Consider the following 20186-nt stretch of genomic DNA (forward strand, 5'->3'; position numbering starts at 1 on the left):
ATGAGAAGGGAGAAAAGGATATAGAGGGGGTGTAACACAAATAAAAAAGCCAAAGCACGCGAGCTCTGACTGAAGTCATCATATTCTTCATCATCTGGCTCAGCTCAACTACGCTATATCCTATTCTCCACTCAACTCTGCTCTCAACTAACTCATCAATCCACTCAAACTAACTGATCTTATCAAGACTTTATCCGAGTTCCCACAGAATGTCAACCCACGTCGAAAAAAAGGACGGGCCTCTTTGATGAACGGCCCGTCCTTTTTTCATTTACTGCGTAGAAATCTCCTTCAATGTTTGAACGATTTCGGCTTCCTCGATTCCACGCACCGTCTCTACCTGTCCCAACTTGCGCGACAAAACAAAAGTATACTGGCCACCGCGCGCTTTCTTATCCTTTTTCATCGCCTCTAACAGCGCAGGCAACGGCCAATTTTCCGCATACCGGATCGGCAAGCGCAAGCGGCGGAGCAACTGTTCCGTCCGATCGACCAATTCGCCCGGTGCGCCCAGCAAACGGGCGCTCAATCGCGACGCGCCAGCCATGCCGATCGCTACCGCTTCACCGTGAGTGTACACACGATACCCCGAAACCGCCTCCAACGCATGGCCGATGGTATGTCCATAATTGAGGATCGAACGGATGCCCAATTCTTTCTCATCCTGCGACACAACGGCGGATTTCACCTCGCAACCGCGAAAAATTGCTTCCGTCAGACGCTCGGGGGACAGCGCAAGCAATTCCTCGGCATGGGCTTCCAACCACTCCACAAAGGAGACATCCCAGATCAGTGCGTGCTTCGCCACTTCCGCCAGTCCGGAATGCACTTGGCGCGCTGGCAACGAGCGCAACACATCGACATCAAAAACGACCATCAGCGGTTGGTGAAATGCTCCGATATAATTCTTACCCAACGCATGATTGACGCCTACTTTCCCTCCCACGCTACTGTCATGCGCCAACAAGGTGGTCGGCAACTGGATGAAAGGGATGCCCCGCATATAGGTGGCCGCAACAAACCCGGCCAAATCCCCCACCACACCGCCTCCCAAAGCCAGCACAACGCTACTGCGGTCAAGGCCGAACTGCAAGCAATCACCAATCACTCGCTCAACCACGCTTAAGTTTTTGCTCTCTTCGCCGGCGGGAAAAACCGTCATCCCCACCTGATACCCTTCCGCACGCAATGACGCTTGGAGCGATTGGCCATACAAGGGAGCGACAGAGCTATCGGTGATCACCATCAGCTTGCGATCCTTTTCTACACCCACTTCCTTCATTAGGCGAGGCAACATCTGGTAGGTGCCACGGCCGATATGAATGGGGTAACACTGATTAGACGTGTTCACCGTCAAAGTGCGCATCAGAATCTCAACACCCTTTCACGGTAACGATTCAGTTGTTCTTTCAACTCATTCAATGTATCGGCTGGAAACTTCTCAAGTAGCGCACAGGCAATTTCCCACGCCACGACATTTTCCGCCACGACACACGCCGCCGGAACAGCACAGCTGTCCGACCGCTCAATGCTAGCGGCGAAAGGCTCTTTGCTATCGATATCCACACTATTCAGCGGCTTGTATAGGGTGGGAATGGGCTTCATCACCCCGCGAACGACAATCGGCTCTCCTGTGGTCATCCCGCCTTCAAAGCCGCCCAATCGATTGGTGCGGCGAGTGAAACCGGTCGCTTCCGACCATTCGATTTCGTCATGTACTTCGGAGCCTGGGCGGCGGGCCGCCTCAAAGCCAATACCGAACTCAACCCCCTTAAAGGCGTTGATACTCACAATCGCTTGCGCAATGCGCGCGTCCAATTTGCGATCCCAATGCACGTGGCTACCTAGCCCCACCGGGACGCCTTCCACGATGACCTCCACGATGCCTCCAAGGGAATCGCCCTCTTTTTTGGCTTGGTCAATGAGTGCCATCATCTGTTGTTCAGCATCTGGATCCAAACAGCGCACGGGGGATTCCTCTGCACGCGCAGTCCACTCTTCCCACGGAAAATCCAAACGCTTCGCTTCGACGCTACCAATGCGTAGCACATGGCCGCCCACACGGATATCGCACGCTTCCAAGATCAACCGCGCCACGGCACCTGCAGCCACTCTCATCGTCGTCTCCCGCGCGCTGGAACGTTCAAGCACGTCACGCATATCACGGTGATCATATTTGATCGCACCGTTTAAATCGGCATGCCCGGGACGGGGCCGCGAGATTCGGCGTTTTTCTGCTTCTTCTGGAAGGGGGTCGATGCTCATCACTTTCTTCCAATGGGTCCAGTCTTTATTCTCAACCACCAACGCCACTGGGGCGCCTGTCGTCTCACCGAAACGAACGCCGGATAAAATTTGCACCTGGTCTTTCTCAATCTGCATCCGACGCCCGCGGCCATATCCTTTTTGGCGGCGCGCCAGTTGATGGTCTATTTTCTTTTTGTCAAAAGGAACATGGCTTGGTAAGCCTTCCACAATCAATGTCAATTGAGGGCCGTGTGACTCTCCCGCCGTTAAATACCTCATCTCTCATCGTCCTCTCCTAATCTAAGCTCACACATTAAACAAACAATAAAAAATTTGTTAGTAATCATACCACAGTTTCGATCAGTTAAAAATAAGATTTAATAAAAATCACCCGGTTCCACATGGAACTGGGTGATTGTAAGATCCGGACGAGCCTGTTTTCTCCACCATCACTCGCCGGGTGCCTTGTTGTGGCATGATGAGCACCTATTGCTCACTCGCCGCCCACGCTTTGCCGAACGGCATGCTCCCAACTTGGGTAATAATAAAGCGCGCTTTGCATCAAGTCGGGATCGGCTTGCTTCACCTTCTTTTTTCCGAGCGGCTGGCCGTTTTCTGCCATTTGCCTGATTTTGGCCGCCACTTCATCTACGCTGAGTGGAATATCCATCTGAATTCCCCCTTTTCTAAGTTAACATCCAGTCTGGACAAAACCTTAGGGAAATAGACGGTATTTTCCATTATTTCAACCGCACCCACCGCATTTGAGAGAGATCGGCACACCGATAACAAACAAAAGCGCGGCCTATCGGCCGCGCCTCATGTCGAGGAACATTAGATCCAGCGATTGATCGTTTTTTCGTATTCGTTCAATTCTGCTTCATTGAACCACAGCGCGATTTCCCGCTCTGCGCTTGTGGGGGAATCGGAGCCATGCACGATGTTCATCGCAACATTCACGCCATAATCACCGCGAATGGTTCCCGGCAGAGCATCAGCAGGATTGGTTTTGCCCATCATTTGACGGGCAGTAGCAATCACGTTGTTCCCTTGCCACACCATCGCGAACACAGGGCCGGATGTGATAAAATCAACCAGTTCTCCAAAGAACGGTCTCTCTTTATGTTCAGCGTAATGCTCTTCAGCCAATTCACGGGAAACGGTCATCAATTTAGCACCGACTAACTGAAAACCTTTTTTCTCAAATCGAGCGACAATTTCACCAATTAGCCCACGTTGCACTCCGTCAGGCTTCACCATGATAAACGTTTTCTCCATACCCGTTGTTCCTCCACTTCATGCTATGTATCAGATCACACCGATTGGTGCATGAAAATTGTAACAGGAATGGGTTGTAAACGCAACCATCCCCATGCCTCAATAGGAACGGCGCAAAATGAATTCCGCAATCATTTGGAGAGATTCCCGTTCAGCCGTGGCGGGCAATTTTTCCAGACAGCTGAAAGCTTTGTCCATATACCTGCGCGACAAGTCCATGGTATATTCAATCCCACCACTGGTCCGAATCATATCGAGAATCTCTTTAAGCGATCCCGAGTCCCCTTTGGAACGCAGGTAAGTGAGAATCGCCTGCCTGACTTCCTCTGAGCCTTGGTTCAGCGCATAGATGACCGGCAATGTCACATTGCCTTGCTCCAGATCGCTTCCGGCTGGCTTACCCAACGTTTTCTCATCCCCCATGAAATCAAGCACATCATCTGTCAACTGAAAAGCCATTCCCACGTAATAACCGTAAGCCGTAACGGCCCGTTCCAAAGCAGGGGGAACATCAGAGACCATCGCTCCCAGTTGGCAGCTGGTTGCCATAAGCAAAGCCGTCTTTCTTTTGATCCGGTGCAAATACTTTTTCAAACTCAACTCTTCGCTGAATAGATCCTCGATTTGCGCAATCTCTCCCAAGCACATGCGGACCATGGCAGTTGCCAATCTTTCCTGCACGGGATACTCCCCCAGAGCCGTCAGTTCCTTCAATGCACAGGCCAAAATGTAGTCACCAGTATACATGGCAACCCGATTGTCCCATTCTTCCTTGACCGTTTTACGGCCGCGACGGGTCTCCGCATTGTCGATCACATCGTCATGCACGAGGGTGGCCATGTGGATCAATTCCAATGCTACGGCCACTTTTTGCAACTGCTCAAATTCATAGGAACCGAACGAACCGGCCAGCAACACAAAGACGGGGCGCATCCGTTTCCCCCCCGCTTCCAACAGGTGGTTAGAGGTCTTGCGCAACATGTCGTGATCGGTGTGGATGGCACAGGCCAGCGCTCGCTCGATCTGTGCTAACTCCCTTTTTTTCTCTTCATATATTTCTTGTAGATTCATTATCCACTTCACCCTGATCAGCGCATGCCTAGACTCGCTGGTAAATCCAGCATGTGGATTTCCACATTGGATGGCAACAGTCCCAAGTCTGCAGCATAGCGGAAATAGGTTTGCAGTCCCCGCTTTTCCTTTTCGCCAAAATCGTAACAAAGGCCCTCAAAATATGCTTTCCAGAAAGCCGCATCGCCTCCCAATTGGCGCATGGCCTCCTCGATCGCGGGAGTTAAGTTCTTCCGCCCTTCCGCTTTGGCTTGCATGAAACGCAGGTAAATCTCTTCCAAATCGCTTCGGCGCGATTCAGCGATGGCACGCCTTACCGCCCAGACGGCGTAAGTCATGCTCAACCCCGTCTGCTTCATCCACTCTTCGCCCAAATCATACATCCGGTATGCCGAACCGTTCCATTTGCCTTTCACCGCATCGTCGCCGATCAACAAAGCCGCGTCGGCTACGTTCATCATTTCTTCCAACGATGGGGCCATGGTGACATAATTTGGACGGACCCCCGCAAATTTCTCCAGGACGATTTTCAAAAGCGCCACGGAAGAAGCCGACGTATTGGTTAATGCAATGGTTTTCCCGTCCAAGTCGTGAAGTTGATCTCCTTTGGTGAACAGAAAAATGGAGCCCACAGGGCCCATCGCACTAATCGACAAATCGGGCATCAAAACATACTCGTCAGCATGTTCGGCATAAGCAAATGCCGAGATAGGGCTCATGTCGATGTTTCCCGCCGCCATATCGCGGTTAAGCAAACTGGGCACCTGGCGGATCCACTCCACATCAAGCCCCTGATCATCAAAATATTGATAGATCGGCAAGATATTGGTGAATGCGATCCTTCCGATTCGGATCGGTTTCATCGTCCACCCTCCCAACGTTGATACAATTGATGGTCAATCTTAAGCAGATCAAGCACTTTTCCGGCCACAAACCGCACCATTTCCTCGATGGAGGACGGCTGGTGATAAAATGCGGGCATCGCTGGCACGATTGAAACACCGCATCGTGATAGTTTGAGCATGTTTTCCAAATGGATTGAAGACAGCGGCGTCTCTCGCGGAACGATGATGAGCGGCTTGTTTTCCTTAATCATGACATCTGCGGCCCGTTCCAACAAATTGGTAGACAGGCCGTGAGCCAGCTTGGCCAATGACGCCATGGAACAAGGGGCGACAATCATGCCGTCTGTCTGGAAGGAACCGGAAGCGATCGTCGCGCCAATATCCTTCAATGGATGGTAGACGAGTGTGCCTGGCAGGTGTCCGTACCGTTTGGTGAAACAACGTTCCCGCTCCTGCACTTCCCATCCATGCTCTTCCATCAACACCCGCCATCCCGCTTCGGATACGACGAGATGCACAGTATGCCCCTGCCTTAAACATTCCTCTAAGATGCATAATCCATACGGGGCGCCGCTTGCTCCGGTCATCCCCAAAATCAGGCGTTTGTGACTCATAAAAACACATCCAACATCGTAAATACAAAAATCAACACGCTCAACACACCGTTCATGGTGAAGAAAGCGGTATTTAAGCGAGACAAATCATTCGGCTTCACAATGGCATGCTCATACACCAAAATGGCGATAGCAATCAACGCCCCCACCGTATACCACGCGCCGAGCGAAGTCATGTAGACGAGCGCTATCAAGCCCACAGCAGTGCACACGTGCATCAATCCCGAAATCCACAACGCAGGCGCGATGCCAAATCTAGCGGGAATGGAGAACAGCCGCTCCTCTCGGTCAAACTTTACATCTTGACAAGCGTAAATTACATCAAATCCACCAATCCACAACGCCACAGTGAGATATAGGACAATTGATGTCACATCGATTTGCGCTGTCGTCGCTACCCAGCCACCGATGGCCCCCAATGCGCTCGACAGGCCGCAGAAAAAGTGGCATGTCCAAGTGAAGCGCTTGGTGTATGAATAAAACATCAGAAAAAACACAGCCAACGGCAAACATTTGACCGCCAGCATATTTAATTGGAATGCGGCCACAAACAACATAGCGAATGAAACGACGACAAACCCCCATACAAACGGGACAGAAACCAACCCTGCTGGAATGGCCCGATTTTTGGTGCGGGGGTTTTTCGCGTCGATATGTCGGTCAATCAAACGGTTCAAAGCCATTGCGGCACTGCGTGCGCCCACCATCGCCAATGTGATCCAACCAATTTCCGCCCAACTCGGAAGAACCCCGCGCACTTCCAAACTGCCGAGAACGGCTCCCATATAAGCGAAGGGCAGGGCAAAAATGGTATGTTCAAACTTAATCATCTCTAATACAACTTTCAACTTATGCACCAAGTTCATCCTACCATCTTCCTTCGTTTCATCTCTCATTGGCCGGCTTTTCGCCCGACATGCAACGCCGTGATGCCACCCGTGAGCGGGTACACCTCGACTTCGTCCAACCCGACTTCTTCCCTCATGATCCGCGCCAGCTCCTCATAGTCAGGGAAATGGATCAAGGATTCCGGCAACCAGCGGTATTGTTCATACCGATTGGCGAAGAGCTTGCCCAACCACGGCAAGATGCGCTCAAAATAAAAGTAATACAACGCGCGAAACGGGGGCCATGTCGGTTTGGACAACTCCAGTGATACCACTTGTCCCCCCGGTTTGACAACCCGTTTCATCTCTTTGAGCACCTGCACCACATCTGGCACGTTGCGAAGGGCGAACCCGATGGTAGCGTGGTCAAAGCTGTTGTCCGGAAACGGCAATTGCATCGCATCTCCCCGCACTAATTCAACCTGTTGCCTCAGCCCTTTTTCAGACAATTTCCGCTCCGCCACTTGCAACATATTGTCGCTAAAATCCAGGCCGACCACCCGACCCGTTTGCGAAGCGTTCGCCAGCGAGATCGTCCAATCCCCCGTGCCGCAGCAGACGTCGATCGCCGTGTCGCCCGGTTTCACAGCCATTTTTTTCATGGCAAACTTGCGCCAGCGCTTGTGCTGATAAAAGCTCAACAAGGTGTTCATGCGGTCATAATCTTTGGCGATGCTTTCAAATACCTGCAAAACGAATTTCGCTTTCTCTGACTTATCCCTCATGGTCTTGTCCACTCCCTTTCACCGCTCAATTGCTTCAAGTGAAAGGCATTGCCTCTCTAATAAGAATGTTGAGCTCATCTTTAACGAGATCATCCTCCAGCTTGGCGGTGGCCTCGTTAAGGCGTTGCGAAGCGCTTTGAACCCACGCGGCCTCGGCCTCCGTATCAAACAAGTAGCCGCTGTCCTTGATGTGGCGGAGCACCATCAATTCCTTCACGATGTCACGCCACGGCGTTGGCTCGGGCTGATCCGCATGAAAAAAATCGGCTAGCGCCACCAAAAGACCACCCGATATTTCCCGCATCTGCTCCCATTCTTCCACCTTTGAAGCGAACGTTTCTTGTGCCATGTGAAAAGTCATTTTCTTTTCGTTCATTCGGCCAATCGCTTCCAACAGAAAGGCTAGCCCCTCCGTCTCTTGATGTTTGGCCAGCTGTTGGTAAAAGATGCTGCTGAAATAATCTCCAGCCAGAACGTATAATTGCTGTTTGCGATGCGCGTCTGGTTCGGGCTGCGAATCGACCGTGACGCGATCATGCATCACTTGCCCCATATCAAGCAAGGTGACCGCAACTGCATAGATTCGCGCCCGTTCTTCAGGCACATGCAACGATTTTAACATCAATTGCAAAACGCGCACAAAAAAAACAGGGATCGTGGGTCTCCCAATGATTTGTTTCAGATACGAAGGCGTGGACAAACCGTCAATCGCATCGATGATCCAGTTCAATTCTTCTTTATGTATGGACGACATGCAAACGTTCCCCCAAAAACCATAGAGTTCAGGCACTGCGAATAGTATACCATACTTTTAATTGGGATTGATGCTTCCATTGTTTTCCCTATTCTCTAATTGTTTGCTGAACGTTGACTGTGGTCAACTTTTCCAGTCTCCTTTCGCACCAAAGCCCCGCCGGCGCCCAGCGGTGGCTTTGCCGACACGCGACCGTTTTTTTGCTTCGATCAGCGCTCCAAGTGAGGTTTTCGAAAGTGGACAAGCAACCGCAGTCGATGCACATTGTCGTCCTGGTTGAACCAACGATCGGGCGTGCGAAAACGCGAGTGGAGCACACCACCGACGCGGCCGACACGCGGAAGCGCCAACGTCCGCACAACATGCATACACGCTTCCTCCCTCCCTTTATCACCTTTGCAAAAGGAAGAGAAGAAACAAGCTCCCTAGTCCGTATCCACGGAGCCAAAAGGCGTGATAATCGTCGCCTTGCCACGCACCTTCACAGCCGATGTATGTTCGGTGAATTGCGCGACCATGACTTCGCCTTTATCCAGTTTCTCTGAATGATGAAAACGAGTGTCCTTCCCCCGGGTAAGACCGATGACGTTGACACCGTTTTCTTTCGCCTTGATCAATATATAGTCAGCGGATCCATTCATCCTTTATCCCTCCTCTTCCTATTCTATCCGTCATGATAGTTTAACATGGAACTTTGCGCTTGATGCAATAAAAAAGACCCTTCCATGAGGAAGGGTCTTTATATGGTCGGGCTAGCCAGATTTGAACTGACGACCTCTTGCGCCCCATGCAAGCGCGCTACCAAGCTGCGCCATAGCCCGATAACTATGTGATTGCGCATCGACAAGTATTAGTATATTGCACGCTTGCATATGTGTCAAGGATCTTTTTTATTTTTTTTATTTTAATCCAATCAAGCTGAGCGCCTCTGCTCTGGCCGCCGAATCTTCAGCAAACACGCCGCGTACCGCCGATGTGATCGTTTTGGATCCCGGTTTTTTCACACCCCGCATAGTCATGCACATATGCTCCGCTTCCACGACGACGATCACCCCGTGCGGGTCCAATTTTTCCATGATTGAATCTGCTACCGTAGCTGTAATCCGCTCTTGCAATTGTGGGCGTCTGGCTACCGTTTCAAGCGCTCTCGCCAATTTGCTCAATCCTGTGACCCGCCCTCCACGCGGTATGTAACCCACATGAGCTTTGCCGAAGAAAGGAACCAAATGGTGCTCACAAGTGGAGAAGAATGGGATGTCTTTGACAAGCACCAGCTCTTCATGATCTTCTCCAAACACAACTGAAAAATGCTCTTTGGGATCTTCGTTCAAACCCGAAAAAATTTCAGCATACATGCGTGCCACACGGGCCGGTGTATCTAATAAACCTTCGCGGTTTGGGTCTTCGCCGATCGCTTCCAAAATCATGCGCACCGCGTCCTCAATTTTGCGATGATCGATCATTGCTGTTCCTCCATCCAAATAACATCTGCTTAGTTATATTCTCAACAACTGTAAACAGCTATATTATATCACAATCCCCAAGCGAAAAAAGAAAAAGGAAAAAGGCCTCGATTTAGAGGCCTTTTTAGCAGGTCATCCTTATGTACTTCGTCCTGCTTATTTGTTCACTTCTTCTTTCAGCTGCTTACCTGGTTTGAAAACAGGTGCTTTGGTTGCAGGAATATCGATTTCTTCACCTGTTTGCGGGTTGCGACCTTTGCGAGCCGCACGCTCACGCACTTCGAAGTTACCGAAGCCGATGAGTTGCACTTTGTCACCCGTGCGCAGAGCTTCAGTGATCGCTTCAAATACAGCTTCCACAGATTTTGCAGCGTCTTTTTTCGTCATTTCAGTAGCTTCTGCCACTTTATTGATTAGTTCGGTCTTATTCATAACCGCACCTCCTAAAACATCCACAGCTATCGCATTAAGCGATCCGCGAAAGAAGATTCTTTGCGCGGGACAATCCTATACTAATATAGACTTATGGGAAGTTCAAGAGAATCTTTGCGATTTCTCTGTTTGGAAACAAAAAAAGCGCTTTTTCAGCGCTTGTGATGGAACATTTACAAGATTATGGCGATCAATCCGCCCGACCCTTCGTTGATGATCCGTTCCAGTGTTTCTTGCAGTTTATACCGCGCGTTCTCCGGCATCATCGCCAATTTAGCTTGGATGCTCTCCCGAACGACTTGGTTGAGTGAACGGCCGAAAATATCTGTTTCCCAAATGCTGTTAGGATCTTGTTCAAAATCGCGCATCAGGTAGTTTAAGAGCTCCTCGCTCTGTCTTTCTGAACCGATGATAGGCGCAAACTCAGAATGCACATTGACGCGAATCATATGGATGGACGGTGCCGTCGCCTTGAGCCTTACGCCAAACCGGCTCCCCTGTTTGATCAACTCGGGCTCATCCAGGGTCATCTCTTCCAAAGCTGGCGGCGCCACGCCATAGCCTGTTGTGCGCACCATCTTAATCGCATCCGACACTTTGTCGTATTCCCGCTTGGCGATGCTGAATTCTTGCATCAATTCTAACAAGTGATCTTTGCCGCGGATTTCAACGCCCACCACATCTTGCAACACCCGGTCATACAAAGCGTCTGGCGCGTACAAATCGATTTCGGCGATCCCTTGCCCCATGTCCATCCCGGACAAAGCTGCTTTCTCAATGAATTCGTAATCGTAAAATTGGCCGACTACCCGATCAACATCGCGCAAGCGCTTGATATCTTTCACCGTCTCCCGCACGGAATTTTCGAAGTCCCGCCGCAACCAATGCTCTTCATCTAACACCATGACCCAGCTTGGCAGATTGACGTTCACTTCGTGGACCGGGAATTCATACAGCACTTCTCGCATGATGCTGAGAATGTCTTCTTCGCTCATCGTCGCCACACTGACGGGCAAAACAGGAATATCGTATTTCTCCGCCAGTTCCGCCCGTAGCTGTTGCGCCTGTTCGCCGTAGGGACGGGTCGAGTTCAACAGCAAGATGAACGGTTTACCCACTTCTTTCAATTCATTGATCACGCGCTCTTCCACTTCTTGATAAGATTCGCGCGGTATATCGGTGATTGAGCCGTCCGTGGTGATGACGATCCCCACGGTGGAGTGTTCCTGGATCACTTTTCTTGTGCCGACTTCTGCCGCTTCCTGAAACGGTATCGGCTCTTCAAACCAAGGCGTGCTAATCATGCGCGGTCCGTTTTCATCTTCATAGCCTTTGGCGCCATCAATCGCGTAACCGACACAATCAACCAGCCGGATATTGACGTCCAACCCCTCATCGACGTGTATTTGGACCGCTTGGTTTGGCACGAATTTGGGTTCGATCGTTGTGATCGTTTTCCCCGCGCCGCTGTGAGGCAATTCATCCGTTGCCCGCGAACGGTCGGCTTCATTCTCAATGTTGGGAATCACTACCTGTTCCATGAACCGTTTGATAAATGTCGATTTACCGGTGCGCACCGCACCGACCACACCCAGGTAGATGTCTCCTCCTGTCCGTTCTGCAATGTCTTTCAAGATATCTACTTTCTCCACGAAAGTCCCTCCTTCAAAATCGCCCTCTTTTCTGGATCTGTCGCCGGTGCGAAGGCTATCCCCCCTCCGGACCCTTCCTTTGACACTACTAATATATGAATGCCTTTTCCCAATATGAATCTTTGCCTAAAAAAATAGAGCCGCCGAGGGTAGTTATCCCGTTTCGGTTCTTTTTTTCACCTTCCCACGCACAGGAGATGATTTGCCTTTCACTAACATCGTCCGCGTCCGGAAGCCCGCCACCTTGACTGATCCTGTAAGATGGCCCAACAAGAAAATGCCTGGTATGACAATGAGATGAAACCATAAACTCGTCATTGTTTGATTCCACCCCTTCAACACACTTGTCATTCCATAAATATGTGGCTACAGATCAGAAATTCATGAAAAGAAAAAATCGCCCTGGCTTCAAGGCGATTTTTTCTCTGTTCCTTCACTTGGAACAATCAATTCTGGCATGTTTTTATTCATTTTCATCATCGGTGAATATCCCGGTACAAAATAGGAGTCCTGCGCCAGCCACACCCGCAGATCTTCCTCCGCTGACGGCTTTTCTTTGGCTTGTTGCCATTTTTTCATAACTTCGCTACGGTAATCCACATAGACCCGCCCGCGTTCATCCATGATCAAGTCCAGCAGTGTGTCCGGAGAATACGGACTGGGTACTTGCACGCTGTCTAGATTTAACTGCTCCAAGTCAACCTTGTAAAAACCAGGGCTTACGGCTTCACCCCGTGGATACTTTCCCTCTTTCGCTTTAAACGCATTAACAGACAATTGCACTTTGTCCACGGCATCATGGGTACGCAGATCAAACAGGCGAACCAACGGTTTAGTGTCCACATTGGTCATCACATAAATGAAGTACCCGCCTTTCTCGAACGCCGACGGCGGAATTTCCCCCAAATACCCTTGTATCTGCATAAAGTCGACCTGATAATGCGTCGAGTATTTCACATCATCTTGGCTGTATTTATACGGCAACATTTTTTGTTGCTTCAAATATGTATCCACCGCCGCCTGAACCCGTGCAAGATGCTGATCCAGTTTGTCCCATTCTTGTCTTCGTTCTTGCGGATACAGGCACCCCGTCAACAGCGTGCAAAACAGCAAGAGGATCGCCAAGCCACTCCAGCGTCGCATTTCCATTCCTCCATCACATGAACATTCTCAGGATAAACAGCAGAGCCACAATCAATAAAATCAATGAGACAGACGACAGAAGCCATCTCACCCAAGCTCTTTTTTGCTGTCTGCCCAACGTCATCAATAAATTAATCAAAACCAATAAAAATAAACTCACACCCAATTCCATTTCATTTCCACCCCTTGTCTTCATCATTACAGTATAGCAAATCCACATCTGCCTACCAAGCAGTCGGGCAGGTGCCCTGCTTCACCGACGGGCACCTGCATACGATAAATAGACTCTAGCCTGAAATGGAGGATTTTCCTATGAGCACCAAAAAGAAAAAGAAACCGCAAAGTCATAAAAAAGCTGTCAAAAAACAAACAAAACCAAACACCACCTTGGCTAAACCGCTTGAAGAAACCATGCCTCCCATTGTCTTTCCCCAACTGAGTTCGGTAAGCATCGCCCGCATTTTGAGCGGATTCCTGAAGTTCCGCTCCACCGTCAAAGATTTAAGCCAATCCATCCAGCGGGTAGAAAACGTGATGGATCATGCTTATCAAATGTTTGAAATCGCCACCAAAATGATGGCCCATGCCAAACAACGCGGTGGGTTTCCAGCACTGCCTGGCGAAAAGCGTCCCCCATCCACCTTAGACCAAGATATTCCGGTTATCAATCTCCCCTTTGACAATGATCCGCCGAACGGGTCACCAGGGCAACAGACCCCCTTCCAATTGGGCAACATCTTGAGCTTATTGCAATCGCCGCTCATTCAACGCTTCATCGCAAGCCTTTTTCGCCCATCGCAACCGACCGCAGCCAGTTACAAAAAACGAGAGGGGTAATGCTGATTCAGCATTACCCCTCTCTTTCGTGACCAATCCCTTTCACCTGCACACATCCCTGACCCCGATTCTTGTGCTCAAGTTTATGGATATTGGTTGAAGCTATTACAGAGTATGAAGTAAGCAAAAACCTTGCAACAGGGAAAGCGCCCAAAATGGCTACCAGCCGCCGATAATTTCTTCCAGCTCCTGCGTGCGCCCCCGTCCCATCAGCTCTTTCACGGCTTGTTCCGGGTCTTTGTCAGCGAACAGCACAGAATACAACTGCTCTGCGATCGGCATTTCCACCTGATACCGCTCCTTGAGCACATACGCAGCTTTGGTGGTGCGGACGCCTTCAACGACCATACCCATCGTAGCAAGCACCTCATCCAACTTTTTGCCTTGGCTGATCATGTGGCCGGCCCGCCAGTTACGACTGTGGCTACTGGTGCAAGTAACCACCAAGTCGCCCACGCCAGCCAGTCCGACAAAGGTGATCGGCTCAGCGCCCATCGCATGACCCAACCGGGCGATCTCTGCCAATCCCCGGGTCAGCAAAGCCGCTTTGGCGTTGTCGCCAAAGCCCAACCCGTCAACGAGTCCCGCGGACAGGGCGATGATATTTTTCAAGGCGCCCCCCACTTCCACCCCGATCACATCAGGATTGGTGTACACTCGAAAATACGAGTTCATAAACAGCATCTGCGCCTGTTCGGCCGCTTGTGCCGACTGCGAGGCAACGACGACAGTCGTGGGGCAACGGCGAATCACTTCTTCGGCGTGGCTGGGTCCGGACAACACCGTAATGCGATCCGCGTGGCTTGCACCCAACTCCTCTGCCAGTACTTCGGACATCCGTTTCAACGAGTCGATTTCAAACCCTTTGGCCGCATGGATGACGAGCGCGTCAGCCTCTATCCACCGCCGTGCTTCACGGGCAATTTCCCTCATGGAATGCGAAGGAACCGCAAATAGCACCGCCTCTTTGCCTTCCAGCGCTTCGGACAGCGAAGAGGTGGCCCGCAAGGTTTCCGGCAATTTCACATCCGGCAAATATTTGCGGTTGGTGTGCGTTTGATCGATTTCCTGCGCCTGCTCCTCACGCCTCGCCCACAATGTCACATCATGGCCGTTGTCGGCCAACACCGCAGCGAGAACCGTACCCCAGCTCCCCGCTCCAAGTACAGCAACTCTACCTTTCATGTGATTTCTCCCTTGTATCAATCTAAATCTTGCGTTCGTTTCCCTTAAACAGATTGATTACATTTTGTTTATGTCTCCACAGCGCCATCACAGACACGATCAACATCAACCACACCACAGCCGTGGGATAATCCAACAGCCACATCATCACGGGAACGATGGAGGTGTACACCAGCGATCCGACAGATACATAGCGTGTAAACAAGATAAACAAGATAGCACAGATCCCGGCGACGACGGCTGCAGTGAAGCCGATGAGGCACGTCACTCCTACTGTCGTGGCGATGCCTTTTCCACCGCGGAATCCTAAAAAGACTGGCCAATTATGCCCAATGATGGCGGCAATCCCGCACACCATCATCACCAATTTCACATCCGGGCTGTTGCCAGCCATCCAGTAACCAAAGCCGACCGCGGCCATCCCTTTGAGCGCGTCCAGCAAAAACACTACTAAGGCTGGCCCTTTCCCCAGCACACGCGACGTATTCGTAGCCCCCGCATTGCCGCTACCGTAGTCACGAATGTCGACGCCCTTGAGCCATTTGGTCAACAAATAACTAAAACTTATTGAACCCAACAAATAAGAAATGACAATCGGTATCCCCCATGTTTGTAGCATTGTCATTGCCCTCTCCCCGTCTCTCAGTTTCTTTAGCTTTTCTTTCGCAACAAGATTCTAAGTGGCGTCCCTTTAAACGGAAACGCTTGCCGCAATTGGTTTTCGAGATAGCGCAAGTAGCTGAAATGCGAAAGTTCCGGGTCATTGACAAACAAGATGAAGGTAGGTGGTTTCACCGTCGCCTGGGTCACATACCGAACCCGGAACCGGCGACCCCGATCCGACGGAGGCGGTGTTGTCACCATGGCGTCCTGAATCACTTGGTTCAGCACCGACGTGGGCACGCGCATTGCGTGTTGTTCAGCCACTTCATTCACTTCAGGCAAAACCGTATGAATGCGGCGTTTCGTTTTAGCGGAAACAAACAGGATCGGCGCGTAGTGCATAAACTGGAATTCTTCGCGAATCCGCCGCTTGAAGCGGTCCATAGTTTTTTCGTCTTTTTCGACCGCATCCCATTTGTTCACCACGAAGATGGCGGCTCTTCCCGCTTCATGCGCATATCCGGCAATTTTCTTATCCTGCTCCGCGATCCCCCGTTCGCCGTCGATCACGATTAAGCACACATCAGAGCGCTCGATAGCGCGCAATGCACGGATCACACTGTATTTCTCAATCGATTCGTACACTTTTCCCCGTTTGCGAATCCCGGCCGTATCGATGAGGACATATTTTTGTCCTTCATATTCAAACGAAGTGTCGACAGCATCCCGCGTGGTTCCCGCAACAGGGCTAACAATGACCCGCTCTTCTCCCAGCAACGCATTGACAAGTGAAGATTTTCCGACGTTGGGGCGGCCGATGAGGGACACTTTGATGGTGTCTTCTTCATACTCCTCTTCTTCCCTGTCAGGAAAATGTTCCACTACTGCATCCAGCATATCGCCTGTTCCGGTTCCATGCAAGGAAGACACCGGGATCACATGCTCAAAACCCAATTGGTAAAACTCAAATACATTCTCGGTGTATTTGATGTCATCCACTTTGTTTACCATCAGGATCACTGGTTTGTTGGTGCGGTGCAAAAACCTGGCCACCTCTTCATCCGTGGTAGTGACGCCATCGCGGGCATCGGCGACGAACAAAATCACATCCGCTTCGTCAAGGGCCAATTCCACCTGATTGCGAATATGATCCATAATCTCATCGGTGTCTCCAAACTCAATGCCGCCTGTATCAATTAAGTGAAACTCACGCCCATTCCATTCGCTACGAGAATAAATCCGATCTCTAGTAATGCCTGGCTGGTCTTCCACAATCGCGATGCGTTCCCCTGCCAAGCGGTTGAAAATCGTCGACTTTCCCACATTCGGTCGTCCAACTATCGCTACTACAGGTAAGCTCATACAACATCCTCACTTTTCGCATATTCCCATATATAAGTATAAGACATACCTAATCTTAACTGAACATCGATTCTTTAAGCAACAAGCATCTTAGTGTTTCACGATAATCTTCGTGTCCTGGTCAATCTCATGCACCATCGCATCCAAAATTTTTTCGAGCAGAAACGCTTTTTTCTCCAACTCTTCCAGGGAGTCAGCCGCAAAGATGGGAGCCCCTCCTGCCACTTTGTCGGGCTGCGTGGTGATCACCGCCAATATTTTCCCTTTGCTCATGTACTTTCCCACCTTTTTCTCAATTCCTTGGGCATTTTGCTCGGTTTGCGAATGGCGCTCTCTAAGACGGGCACATTTTTAACGATCTCAACCGCTCGTTCCACATCTTTCTCTTGCGGCAACAACAGGATACCCAGCCGCCCGTCTTTCAGGTCCCGTTTGGCCAACGGAGTCAGCGCCGGTTCTCCCGTGTCGCGGTACACGCCCAAAATGGTGGACACATCATGCAAAATCGCCTGCCTTTGTCCTATATTGCCAATCGTGACCCGTCCACTTGCCCGGCGCGGCGTGACCAGGATGCCGATCCCATTCTCCAAGATGCGTTTACGGTTGTCCTCCAACCCAATATTCATCAAATAGATGTCCTGCACATACAGGCTGGCTCCTTCAATCCGGAGCGGTGCGACCTCCACCTCGGCGATGTCATGAATCACTTTACCCGACATAAGAAACCCGCTCAAAAAAAGAATCGCCAAACCGACCAGCGCCCCCACCCACCAATGATGGAAAATGACGACACTAAGCGAAGTAAGAAAAGCAGCGAAGATGACGATATAATTTCTTCCTTCAAAAACCATGGCAATGCCTTCGATATAATTTTTCCCCCGGGGCACCAATTCCAGTTCATCCAAATTGGTCAACATCTGCCGTTCCATGTTGCGAACATCACGAAATTGTTGCGCGGCTACCGTCAAAAATGTGATTGCCGTGTAATCCTTTTGCATCAGAGCCGGAACAGCCACCGCGCCAAGAGCGGCAGCAATCAGACCCAAAGCCAGATGAATCACATGGCCGTGCGGGTAGGTCGGATATTGGCGGTAGTCACTCTCCAACATCCGGATTCTTGTTACGAAACCAGCCGCCACCCCCCATACCACGGCCAAGGTGTAAAGAGATAAGTTCATTTCACTTCACTCTTCCTTTCGTAGAGGAATCCGCATCCATTTCTCATGAACGTTGGCGGCAAACGCTCTTAACCGGCGCCATCCCAACATTACCAGCAACGAAAGCCATACCGTATCCAAAAAATCACCTGACCCCCAGATCAGCGGCATCAACATCTCACGGTGAAAAGACGCAATCCATACATGCAACATCACACTTCCACAAAGGACACAAGCCAGATGCTCTTTGACACTTCGGGAAAACAAGCCGCCAACACCCACAAACACTGCAACGCAGAATAAGCGGAACAGAGGATCAGCCCAATCGGTGGCGATCCGGGCATATTCATGCCACAAGAAAAGCGCTGTTCCCGAAAACACCCCGAAACTGATCATTACCGTTGCCCTGGACAAGCAGAGACGGCCAAACGTAACGGCCATCCCTCCCAGCAACACGACAGACCCTGGGTGAATCCACCACGCCTCCTTCATGGCAAGAGGCGGACTAGAAGTCAGCCACCAAGCGGTCACGGCCAATCCATATGCCCATTTGCGGGGCCAATCCGTTTCCAGCCATCCCGCCCAATACAAGATGATCAAAATGAGCAAACACAATTGTGCCAAAATGCCGGGAGCCATTTTCCGATTTCCTCCAGACGCAGGGGGATTTTTTTTAGTGTCACTCCGCTACCACCTTTTTAAGCAAAAAAAGAACCAGCCAAAATCTGGCTGGTTCTGACAAAAGCTGATTGTTATTTCAAATTGCGCAACTCGGGATACATGTCACCCAACGTGACGTTCAATCCGCTAGCCGGTTGTTCTTGTTGTTGTTGCTCCATTACTTCTTTTACTTCTTTGCGCTCCACTTCCACCTCAACATCTTTGATGCTCAAGCTGATGCGCTTTTGTTCTGGAGCCATTTCAAGTACTTTCACTTGCACTTCTTGGCCTTCCTCCAACACTTCAGCTGGGGTGGCCACATGGCGGCGGGAAATTTGAGATACGTGAACAAGCCCTTCCACGCCTGGGAACACTTCCACGAATGCACCGAAGGAAACCAAGCGTTTTACGGTGCCTTTAACCACATCGCCGGCGGAGAGTTCTTTGGCCACTTTTTCCCATGGGCCTTCCTCGGTTTCTTTAATGCTCAAGCTGATGCGCTCTTGTTCGCGGTTTACTTTGAGCACCTTTACCTTCACTTTGTCGCCTTCTTTTAACATATCGGCCGGATGTTCAACGCGATGCCAAGCCAATTCGGATACGTGAACCAAGCCATCCACTCCGCCGATGTCGACAAACGCGCCGAAATCGGTCAAGCGTTGAACGGTACCTTCCAGTACTTGCCCTTCTTCCAAAGAAGCGAGCACGGCTTCTTTTTTGCGGTTCAGTTCTTCTTCCAACACCGCTTTGTGGGACAAGATGCATTTGTTTTTCTCAGCGTCCAGCTCAATCACTTTCAATGAAAGCTCACGGCCTTTGTAATCGCTGAAATCTTCCACGAAATGCAATTCAACATGGGAAGCCGGAATGAAACCGCGCACACCAACATCAACAACCAAGCCGCCTTTGACGATATCGGCCACGGTCGCTGTGATCACTTCGCCGCTTTCAAATTTGCGTTGCAACTCTTCCCAGGACTTTTCAGCGTCGACGGCTTTTTTGGAAACGATCAATTTATCTTCGTCTTCCTTGATGCGGATTACTTTCACATCCAGCTCGTCGTCAACATTCAAGACGTCAGCTACTTTATCCACATGCAAACTAGATAATTCTGAAATCGGCAGGATTGCCTCCGATTTGTAACCAATGTCCACCAACGCTTGATTTTGTTCTACGCTAACAACTTTCCCTTTCACCACATCTCCTACTTGGAATGTAGCGACTTCAGTCAATTCAGATTTCATCTCTTCTGCCATGAACATGCCCTCCTC

25 protein-coding genes and 1 tRNA gene are annotated in these 20186 nt (G+C 50.4%); 1 reads left to right on the plus strand and 25 read right to left on the minus strand.

The annotated features are described in order from the left end of the window. Positions 1-271 precede the first annotated feature (271 nt). From aroB to CLV36_RS09060, 18 genes are all read right to left on the minus strand, one after another. Complete coding sequence (gene aroB / locus CLV36_RS08990; protein WP_106342452.1) at positions 272-1366, minus strand: 3-dehydroquinate synthase; 1095 nt, start codon at positions 1364-1366, stop codon at positions 272-274. Next, positions 1366-2526 carry a chorismate synthase gene (gene aroC / locus CLV36_RS08995; protein ID WP_106342453.1) on the minus strand — a complete coding sequence of 387 codons (1161 nt, stop codon included), beginning with the start codon at positions 2524-2526 and terminating at the stop codon, positions 1366-1368. Before aroC ends, aroB begins: the two co-directional genes overlap by 1 nt. A 214-nt stretch (positions 2527-2740) precedes the next feature. Then, positions 2741-2917: a hypothetical protein gene (locus CLV36_RS17270; RefSeq protein WP_022738470.1), complete on the minus strand. Its 177-nt coding sequence runs from the start codon at positions 2915-2917 to the stop codon at positions 2741-2743. A 164-nt stretch (positions 2918-3081) separates the two neighbouring features. After that, positions 3082-3525: a nucleoside-diphosphate kinase gene (gene ndk, locus CLV36_RS09000; protein WP_106342454.1), complete on the minus strand. Its 444-nt coding sequence runs from the start codon at positions 3523-3525 to the stop codon at positions 3082-3084. A 99-nt stretch (positions 3526-3624) separates the two neighbouring features. Then, positions 3625-4596: a polyprenyl synthetase family protein gene (locus tag CLV36_RS09005; RefSeq protein ID WP_106342455.1), complete on the minus strand. Its 972-nt coding sequence runs from the start codon at positions 4594-4596 to the stop codon at positions 3625-3627. Positions 4597-4613: 17 nt separating this feature from the next. Beyond that, positions 4614-5459 carry a menaquinone biosynthetic enzyme MqnA/MqnD family protein gene (locus tag CLV36_RS09010; protein ID WP_022738466.1) on the minus strand — a complete coding sequence of 282 codons (846 nt, stop codon included), beginning with the start codon at positions 5457-5459 and terminating at the stop codon, positions 4614-4616. Further along, positions 5456-6055: a UbiX family flavin prenyltransferase gene (locus CLV36_RS09015; protein WP_022738464.1), complete on the minus strand. Its 600-nt coding sequence runs from the start codon at positions 6053-6055 to the stop codon at positions 5456-5458. Before CLV36_RS09015 ends, CLV36_RS09010 begins: the two co-directional genes overlap by 4 nt. Beyond that, positions 6052-6921, minus strand: coding sequence for a UbiA-like polyprenyltransferase (locus CLV36_RS09020; RefSeq protein WP_022738463.1), 870 nt, complete (start codon positions 6919-6921; stop codon positions 6052-6054). The genes CLV36_RS09015 and CLV36_RS09020 overlap by 4 nt, the downstream gene beginning before the upstream one ends. 26 nt (positions 6922-6947) lie before the next feature. Further along, a complete protein-coding gene (locus CLV36_RS09025) occupies positions 6948-7667 on the minus strand; it encodes a demethylmenaquinone methyltransferase (protein ID WP_029072105.1) in 720 nt (239 codons plus the stop codon). Between the two features lie 34 nt (positions 7668-7701). Beyond that, positions 7702-8421: a heptaprenyl diphosphate synthase component 1 gene (locus CLV36_RS09030; protein WP_022738460.1), complete on the minus strand. Its 720-nt coding sequence runs from the start codon at positions 8419-8421 to the stop codon at positions 7702-7704. A gap of 209 nt (positions 8422-8630) precedes the next feature. Continuing rightward, entirely contained in the window at positions 8631-8789 is a 159-nt protein-coding gene (locus tag CLV36_RS17275; RefSeq protein WP_022738459.1) for a hypothetical protein, read from the minus strand. Between the two features lie 57 nt (positions 8790-8846). After that, complete coding sequence (gene mtrB, locus CLV36_RS09035) at positions 8847-9062, minus strand: trp RNA-binding attenuation protein MtrB (protein WP_022738457.1); 216 nt, start codon at positions 9060-9062, stop codon at positions 8847-8849. A 103-nt stretch (positions 9063-9165) separates the two neighbouring features. Continuing rightward, positions 9166-9242, minus strand: a tRNA-Pro gene (locus tag CLV36_RS09040). Between the two features lie 78 nt (positions 9243-9320). Beyond that, the gene (gene folE / locus CLV36_RS09045; protein WP_022738456.1) at positions 9321-9884 is read right to left on the minus strand and encodes a GTP cyclohydrolase I FolE; all 564 of its coding nucleotides are present in this window, start codon (positions 9882-9884) and stop codon (positions 9321-9323) included. Between the two features lie 156 nt (positions 9885-10040). Continuing rightward, entirely contained in the window at positions 10041-10316 is a 276-nt protein-coding gene (locus CLV36_RS09050; protein WP_022738455.1) for an HU family DNA-binding protein, read from the minus strand. Between the two features lie 173 nt (positions 10317-10489). Continuing rightward, positions 10490-11968, minus strand: a complete 1479-nt coding sequence (gene spoIVA, locus CLV36_RS09055) for a stage IV sporulation protein A (protein ID WP_106342456.1) — start codon at positions 11966-11968, stop codon at positions 10490-10492. A 153-nt stretch (positions 11969-12121) separates the two neighbouring features. Beyond that, positions 12122-12286, minus strand: coding sequence for a hypothetical protein (locus tag CLV36_RS17280; protein WP_181352945.1), 165 nt, complete (start codon positions 12284-12286; stop codon positions 12122-12124). 90 nt (positions 12287-12376) lie between these two features. Beyond that, positions 12377-13111, minus strand: coding sequence for a DUF3939 domain-containing protein (locus tag CLV36_RS09060; protein WP_106342457.1), 735 nt, complete (start codon positions 13109-13111; stop codon positions 12377-12379). A gap of 312 nt (positions 13112-13423) precedes the next feature. On the opposite strand from CLV36_RS09060, the gene CLV36_RS09065 reads away from it, so the two are divergent. Next, positions 13424-13948, plus strand: coding sequence for a hypothetical protein (locus CLV36_RS09065; RefSeq protein WP_106342458.1), 525 nt, complete (start codon positions 13424-13426; stop codon positions 13946-13948). 159 nt (positions 13949-14107) lie between these two features. On the opposite strand, the gene CLV36_RS09070 is transcribed toward CLV36_RS09065, so the two are convergent. From CLV36_RS09070 to rpsA, 7 genes are all read right to left on the minus strand, one after another. Further along, positions 14108-15133 (minus strand): NAD(P)H-dependent glycerol-3-phosphate dehydrogenase, encoded by a 1026-nt coding sequence (locus tag CLV36_RS09070; RefSeq protein ID WP_106342459.1) that lies wholly within the window; start codon positions 15131-15133, stop codon positions 14108-14110. 22 nt (positions 15134-15155) lie between these two features. Further along, complete coding sequence (plsY, locus tag CLV36_RS09075; protein WP_425436575.1) at positions 15156-15758, minus strand: glycerol-3-phosphate 1-O-acyltransferase PlsY; 603 nt, start codon at positions 15756-15758, stop codon at positions 15156-15158. Between the two features lie 26 nt (positions 15759-15784). Continuing rightward, positions 15785-17098, minus strand: coding sequence for a ribosome biogenesis GTPase Der (gene der, locus CLV36_RS09080; protein WP_022738443.1), 1314 nt, complete (start codon positions 17096-17098; stop codon positions 15785-15787). 90 nt (positions 17099-17188) lie between these two features. Next, the gene (locus tag CLV36_RS09085) at positions 17189-17371 is read right to left on the minus strand and encodes a capping complex subunit for YIEGIA (protein WP_106342461.1); all 183 of its coding nucleotides are present in this window, start codon (positions 17369-17371) and stop codon (positions 17189-17191) included. Further along, on the minus strand, positions 17368-18276 hold the full coding sequence (locus tag CLV36_RS09090) for a YIEGIA family protein (protein WP_102992266.1): 909 nt from the start codon (positions 18274-18276) through the stop codon (positions 17368-17370). Before CLV36_RS09090 ends, CLV36_RS09085 begins: the two co-directional genes overlap by 4 nt. A gap of 6 nt (positions 18277-18282) precedes the next feature. Continuing rightward, the gene (locus CLV36_RS09095; protein ID WP_102992265.1) at positions 18283-18894 is read right to left on the minus strand and encodes a hypothetical protein; all 612 of its coding nucleotides are present in this window, start codon (positions 18892-18894) and stop codon (positions 18283-18285) included. 113 nt (positions 18895-19007) lie between these two features. Then, positions 19008-20171, minus strand: coding sequence for a 30S ribosomal protein S1 (rpsA, locus tag CLV36_RS09100; RefSeq protein WP_106342462.1), 1164 nt, complete (start codon positions 20169-20171; stop codon positions 19008-19010). Positions 20172-20186 lie beyond the last annotated feature (15 nt).

The organism is Laceyella sediminis (assembly GCF_003003125.1).
In the GTDB taxonomy this organism is placed as follows: Bacteria; Bacillota; Bacilli; order Thermoactinomycetales; family Thermoactinomycetaceae; genus Laceyella; species Laceyella tengchongensis.

Excerpts from the sequence above, each read along its gene's own strand:
- aroC (WP_106342453.1), bottom strand. The coding sequence starts at position 2,526 with ATGAGGTATTTAACGGCGGGAGAGTCACACGGCCCTCAATTGACATTG.
- CLV36_RS17275 (WP_022738459.1), bottom strand. The coding sequence starts at position 8,789 with ATGCATGTTGTGCGGACGTTGGCGCTTCCGCGTGTCGGCCGCGTCGGT.
- CLV36_RS09050 (WP_022738455.1), bottom strand. The coding sequence starts at position 10,316 with ATGAATAAGACCGAACTAATCAATAAAGTGGCAGAAGCTACTGAAATG.
- CLV36_RS09060 (WP_106342457.1), bottom strand. The coding sequence starts at position 13,111 with ATGCGACGCTGGAGTGGCTTGGCGATCCTCTTGCTGTTTTGCACGCTG.
- der (WP_022738443.1), bottom strand. The coding sequence starts at position 17,098 with ATGAGCTTACCTGTAGTAGCGATAGTTGGACGACCGAATGTGGGAAAG.
- CLV36_RS09015 (WP_022738464.1), bottom strand. The coding sequence starts at position 6,055 with ATGAGTCACAAACGCCTGATTTTGGGGATGACCGGAGCAAGCGGCGCC.
- CLV36_RS09095 (WP_102992265.1), bottom strand. The coding sequence starts at position 18,894 with ATGGCTCCCGGCATTTTGGCACAATTGTGTTTGCTCATTTTGATCATC.
- plsY (WP_425436575.1), bottom strand. The coding sequence starts at position 15,758 with ATGACAATGCTACAAACATGGGGGATACCGATTGTCATTTCTTATTTG.
- CLV36_RS09030 (WP_022738460.1), bottom strand. The coding sequence starts at position 8,421 with ATGTCGTCCATACATAAAGAAGAATTGAACTGGATCATCGATGCGATT.
- mtrB (WP_022738457.1), bottom strand. The coding sequence starts at position 9,062 with ATGAATGGATCCGCTGACTATATATTGATCAAGGCGAAAGAAAACGGT.
- CLV36_RS09090 (WP_102992266.1), bottom strand. The coding sequence starts at position 18,276 with ATGAACTTATCTCTTTACACCTTGGCCGTGGTATGGGGGGTGGCGGCT.
- rpsA (WP_106342462.1), bottom strand. The coding sequence starts at position 20,171 with ATGGCAGAAGAGATGAAATCTGAATTGACTGAAGTCGCTACATTCCAA.
- CLV36_RS09005 (WP_106342455.1), bottom strand. The coding sequence starts at position 4,596 with ATGAATCTACAAGAAATATATGAAGAGAAAAAAAGGGAGTTAGCACAG.
- CLV36_RS09070 (WP_106342459.1), bottom strand. The coding sequence starts at position 15,133 with ATGAAAGGTAGAGTTGCTGTACTTGGAGCGGGGAGCTGGGGTACGGTT.
- CLV36_RS09085 (WP_106342461.1), bottom strand. The coding sequence starts at position 17,371 with ATGAGCAAAGGGAAAATATTGGCGGTGATCACCACGCAGCCCGACAAA.
- ndk (WP_106342454.1), bottom strand. The coding sequence starts at position 3,525 with ATGGAGAAAACGTTTATCATGGTGAAGCCTGACGGAGTGCAACGTGGG.
- CLV36_RS09010 (WP_022738466.1), bottom strand. The coding sequence starts at position 5,459 with ATGAAACCGATCCGAATCGGAAGGATCGCATTCACCAATATCTTGCCG.
- CLV36_RS09025 (WP_029072105.1), bottom strand. The coding sequence starts at position 7,667 with ATGAGGGATAAGTCAGAGAAAGCGAAATTCGTTTTGCAGGTATTTGAA.
- CLV36_RS09020 (WP_022738463.1), bottom strand. The coding sequence starts at position 6,921 with ATGAACTTGGTGCATAAGTTGAAAGTTGTATTAGAGATGATTAAGTTT.
- CLV36_RS17270 (WP_022738470.1), bottom strand. The coding sequence starts at position 2,917 with ATGGATATTCCACTCAGCGTAGATGAAGTGGCGGCCAAAATCAGGCAA.
- CLV36_RS09065 (WP_106342458.1), top strand. The coding sequence starts at position 13,424 with ATGAGCACCAAAAAGAAAAAGAAACCGCAAAGTCATAAAAAAGCTGTC.
- CLV36_RS17280 (WP_181352945.1), bottom strand. The coding sequence starts at position 12,286 with ATGACGAGTTTATGGTTTCATCTCATTGTCATACCAGGCATTTTCTTG.
- folE (WP_022738456.1), bottom strand. The coding sequence starts at position 9,884 with ATGATCGATCATCGCAAAATTGAGGACGCGGTGCGCATGATTTTGGAA.
- aroB (WP_106342452.1), bottom strand. The coding sequence starts at position 1,366 with ATGCGCACTTTGACGGTGAACACGTCTAATCAGTGTTACCCCATTCAT.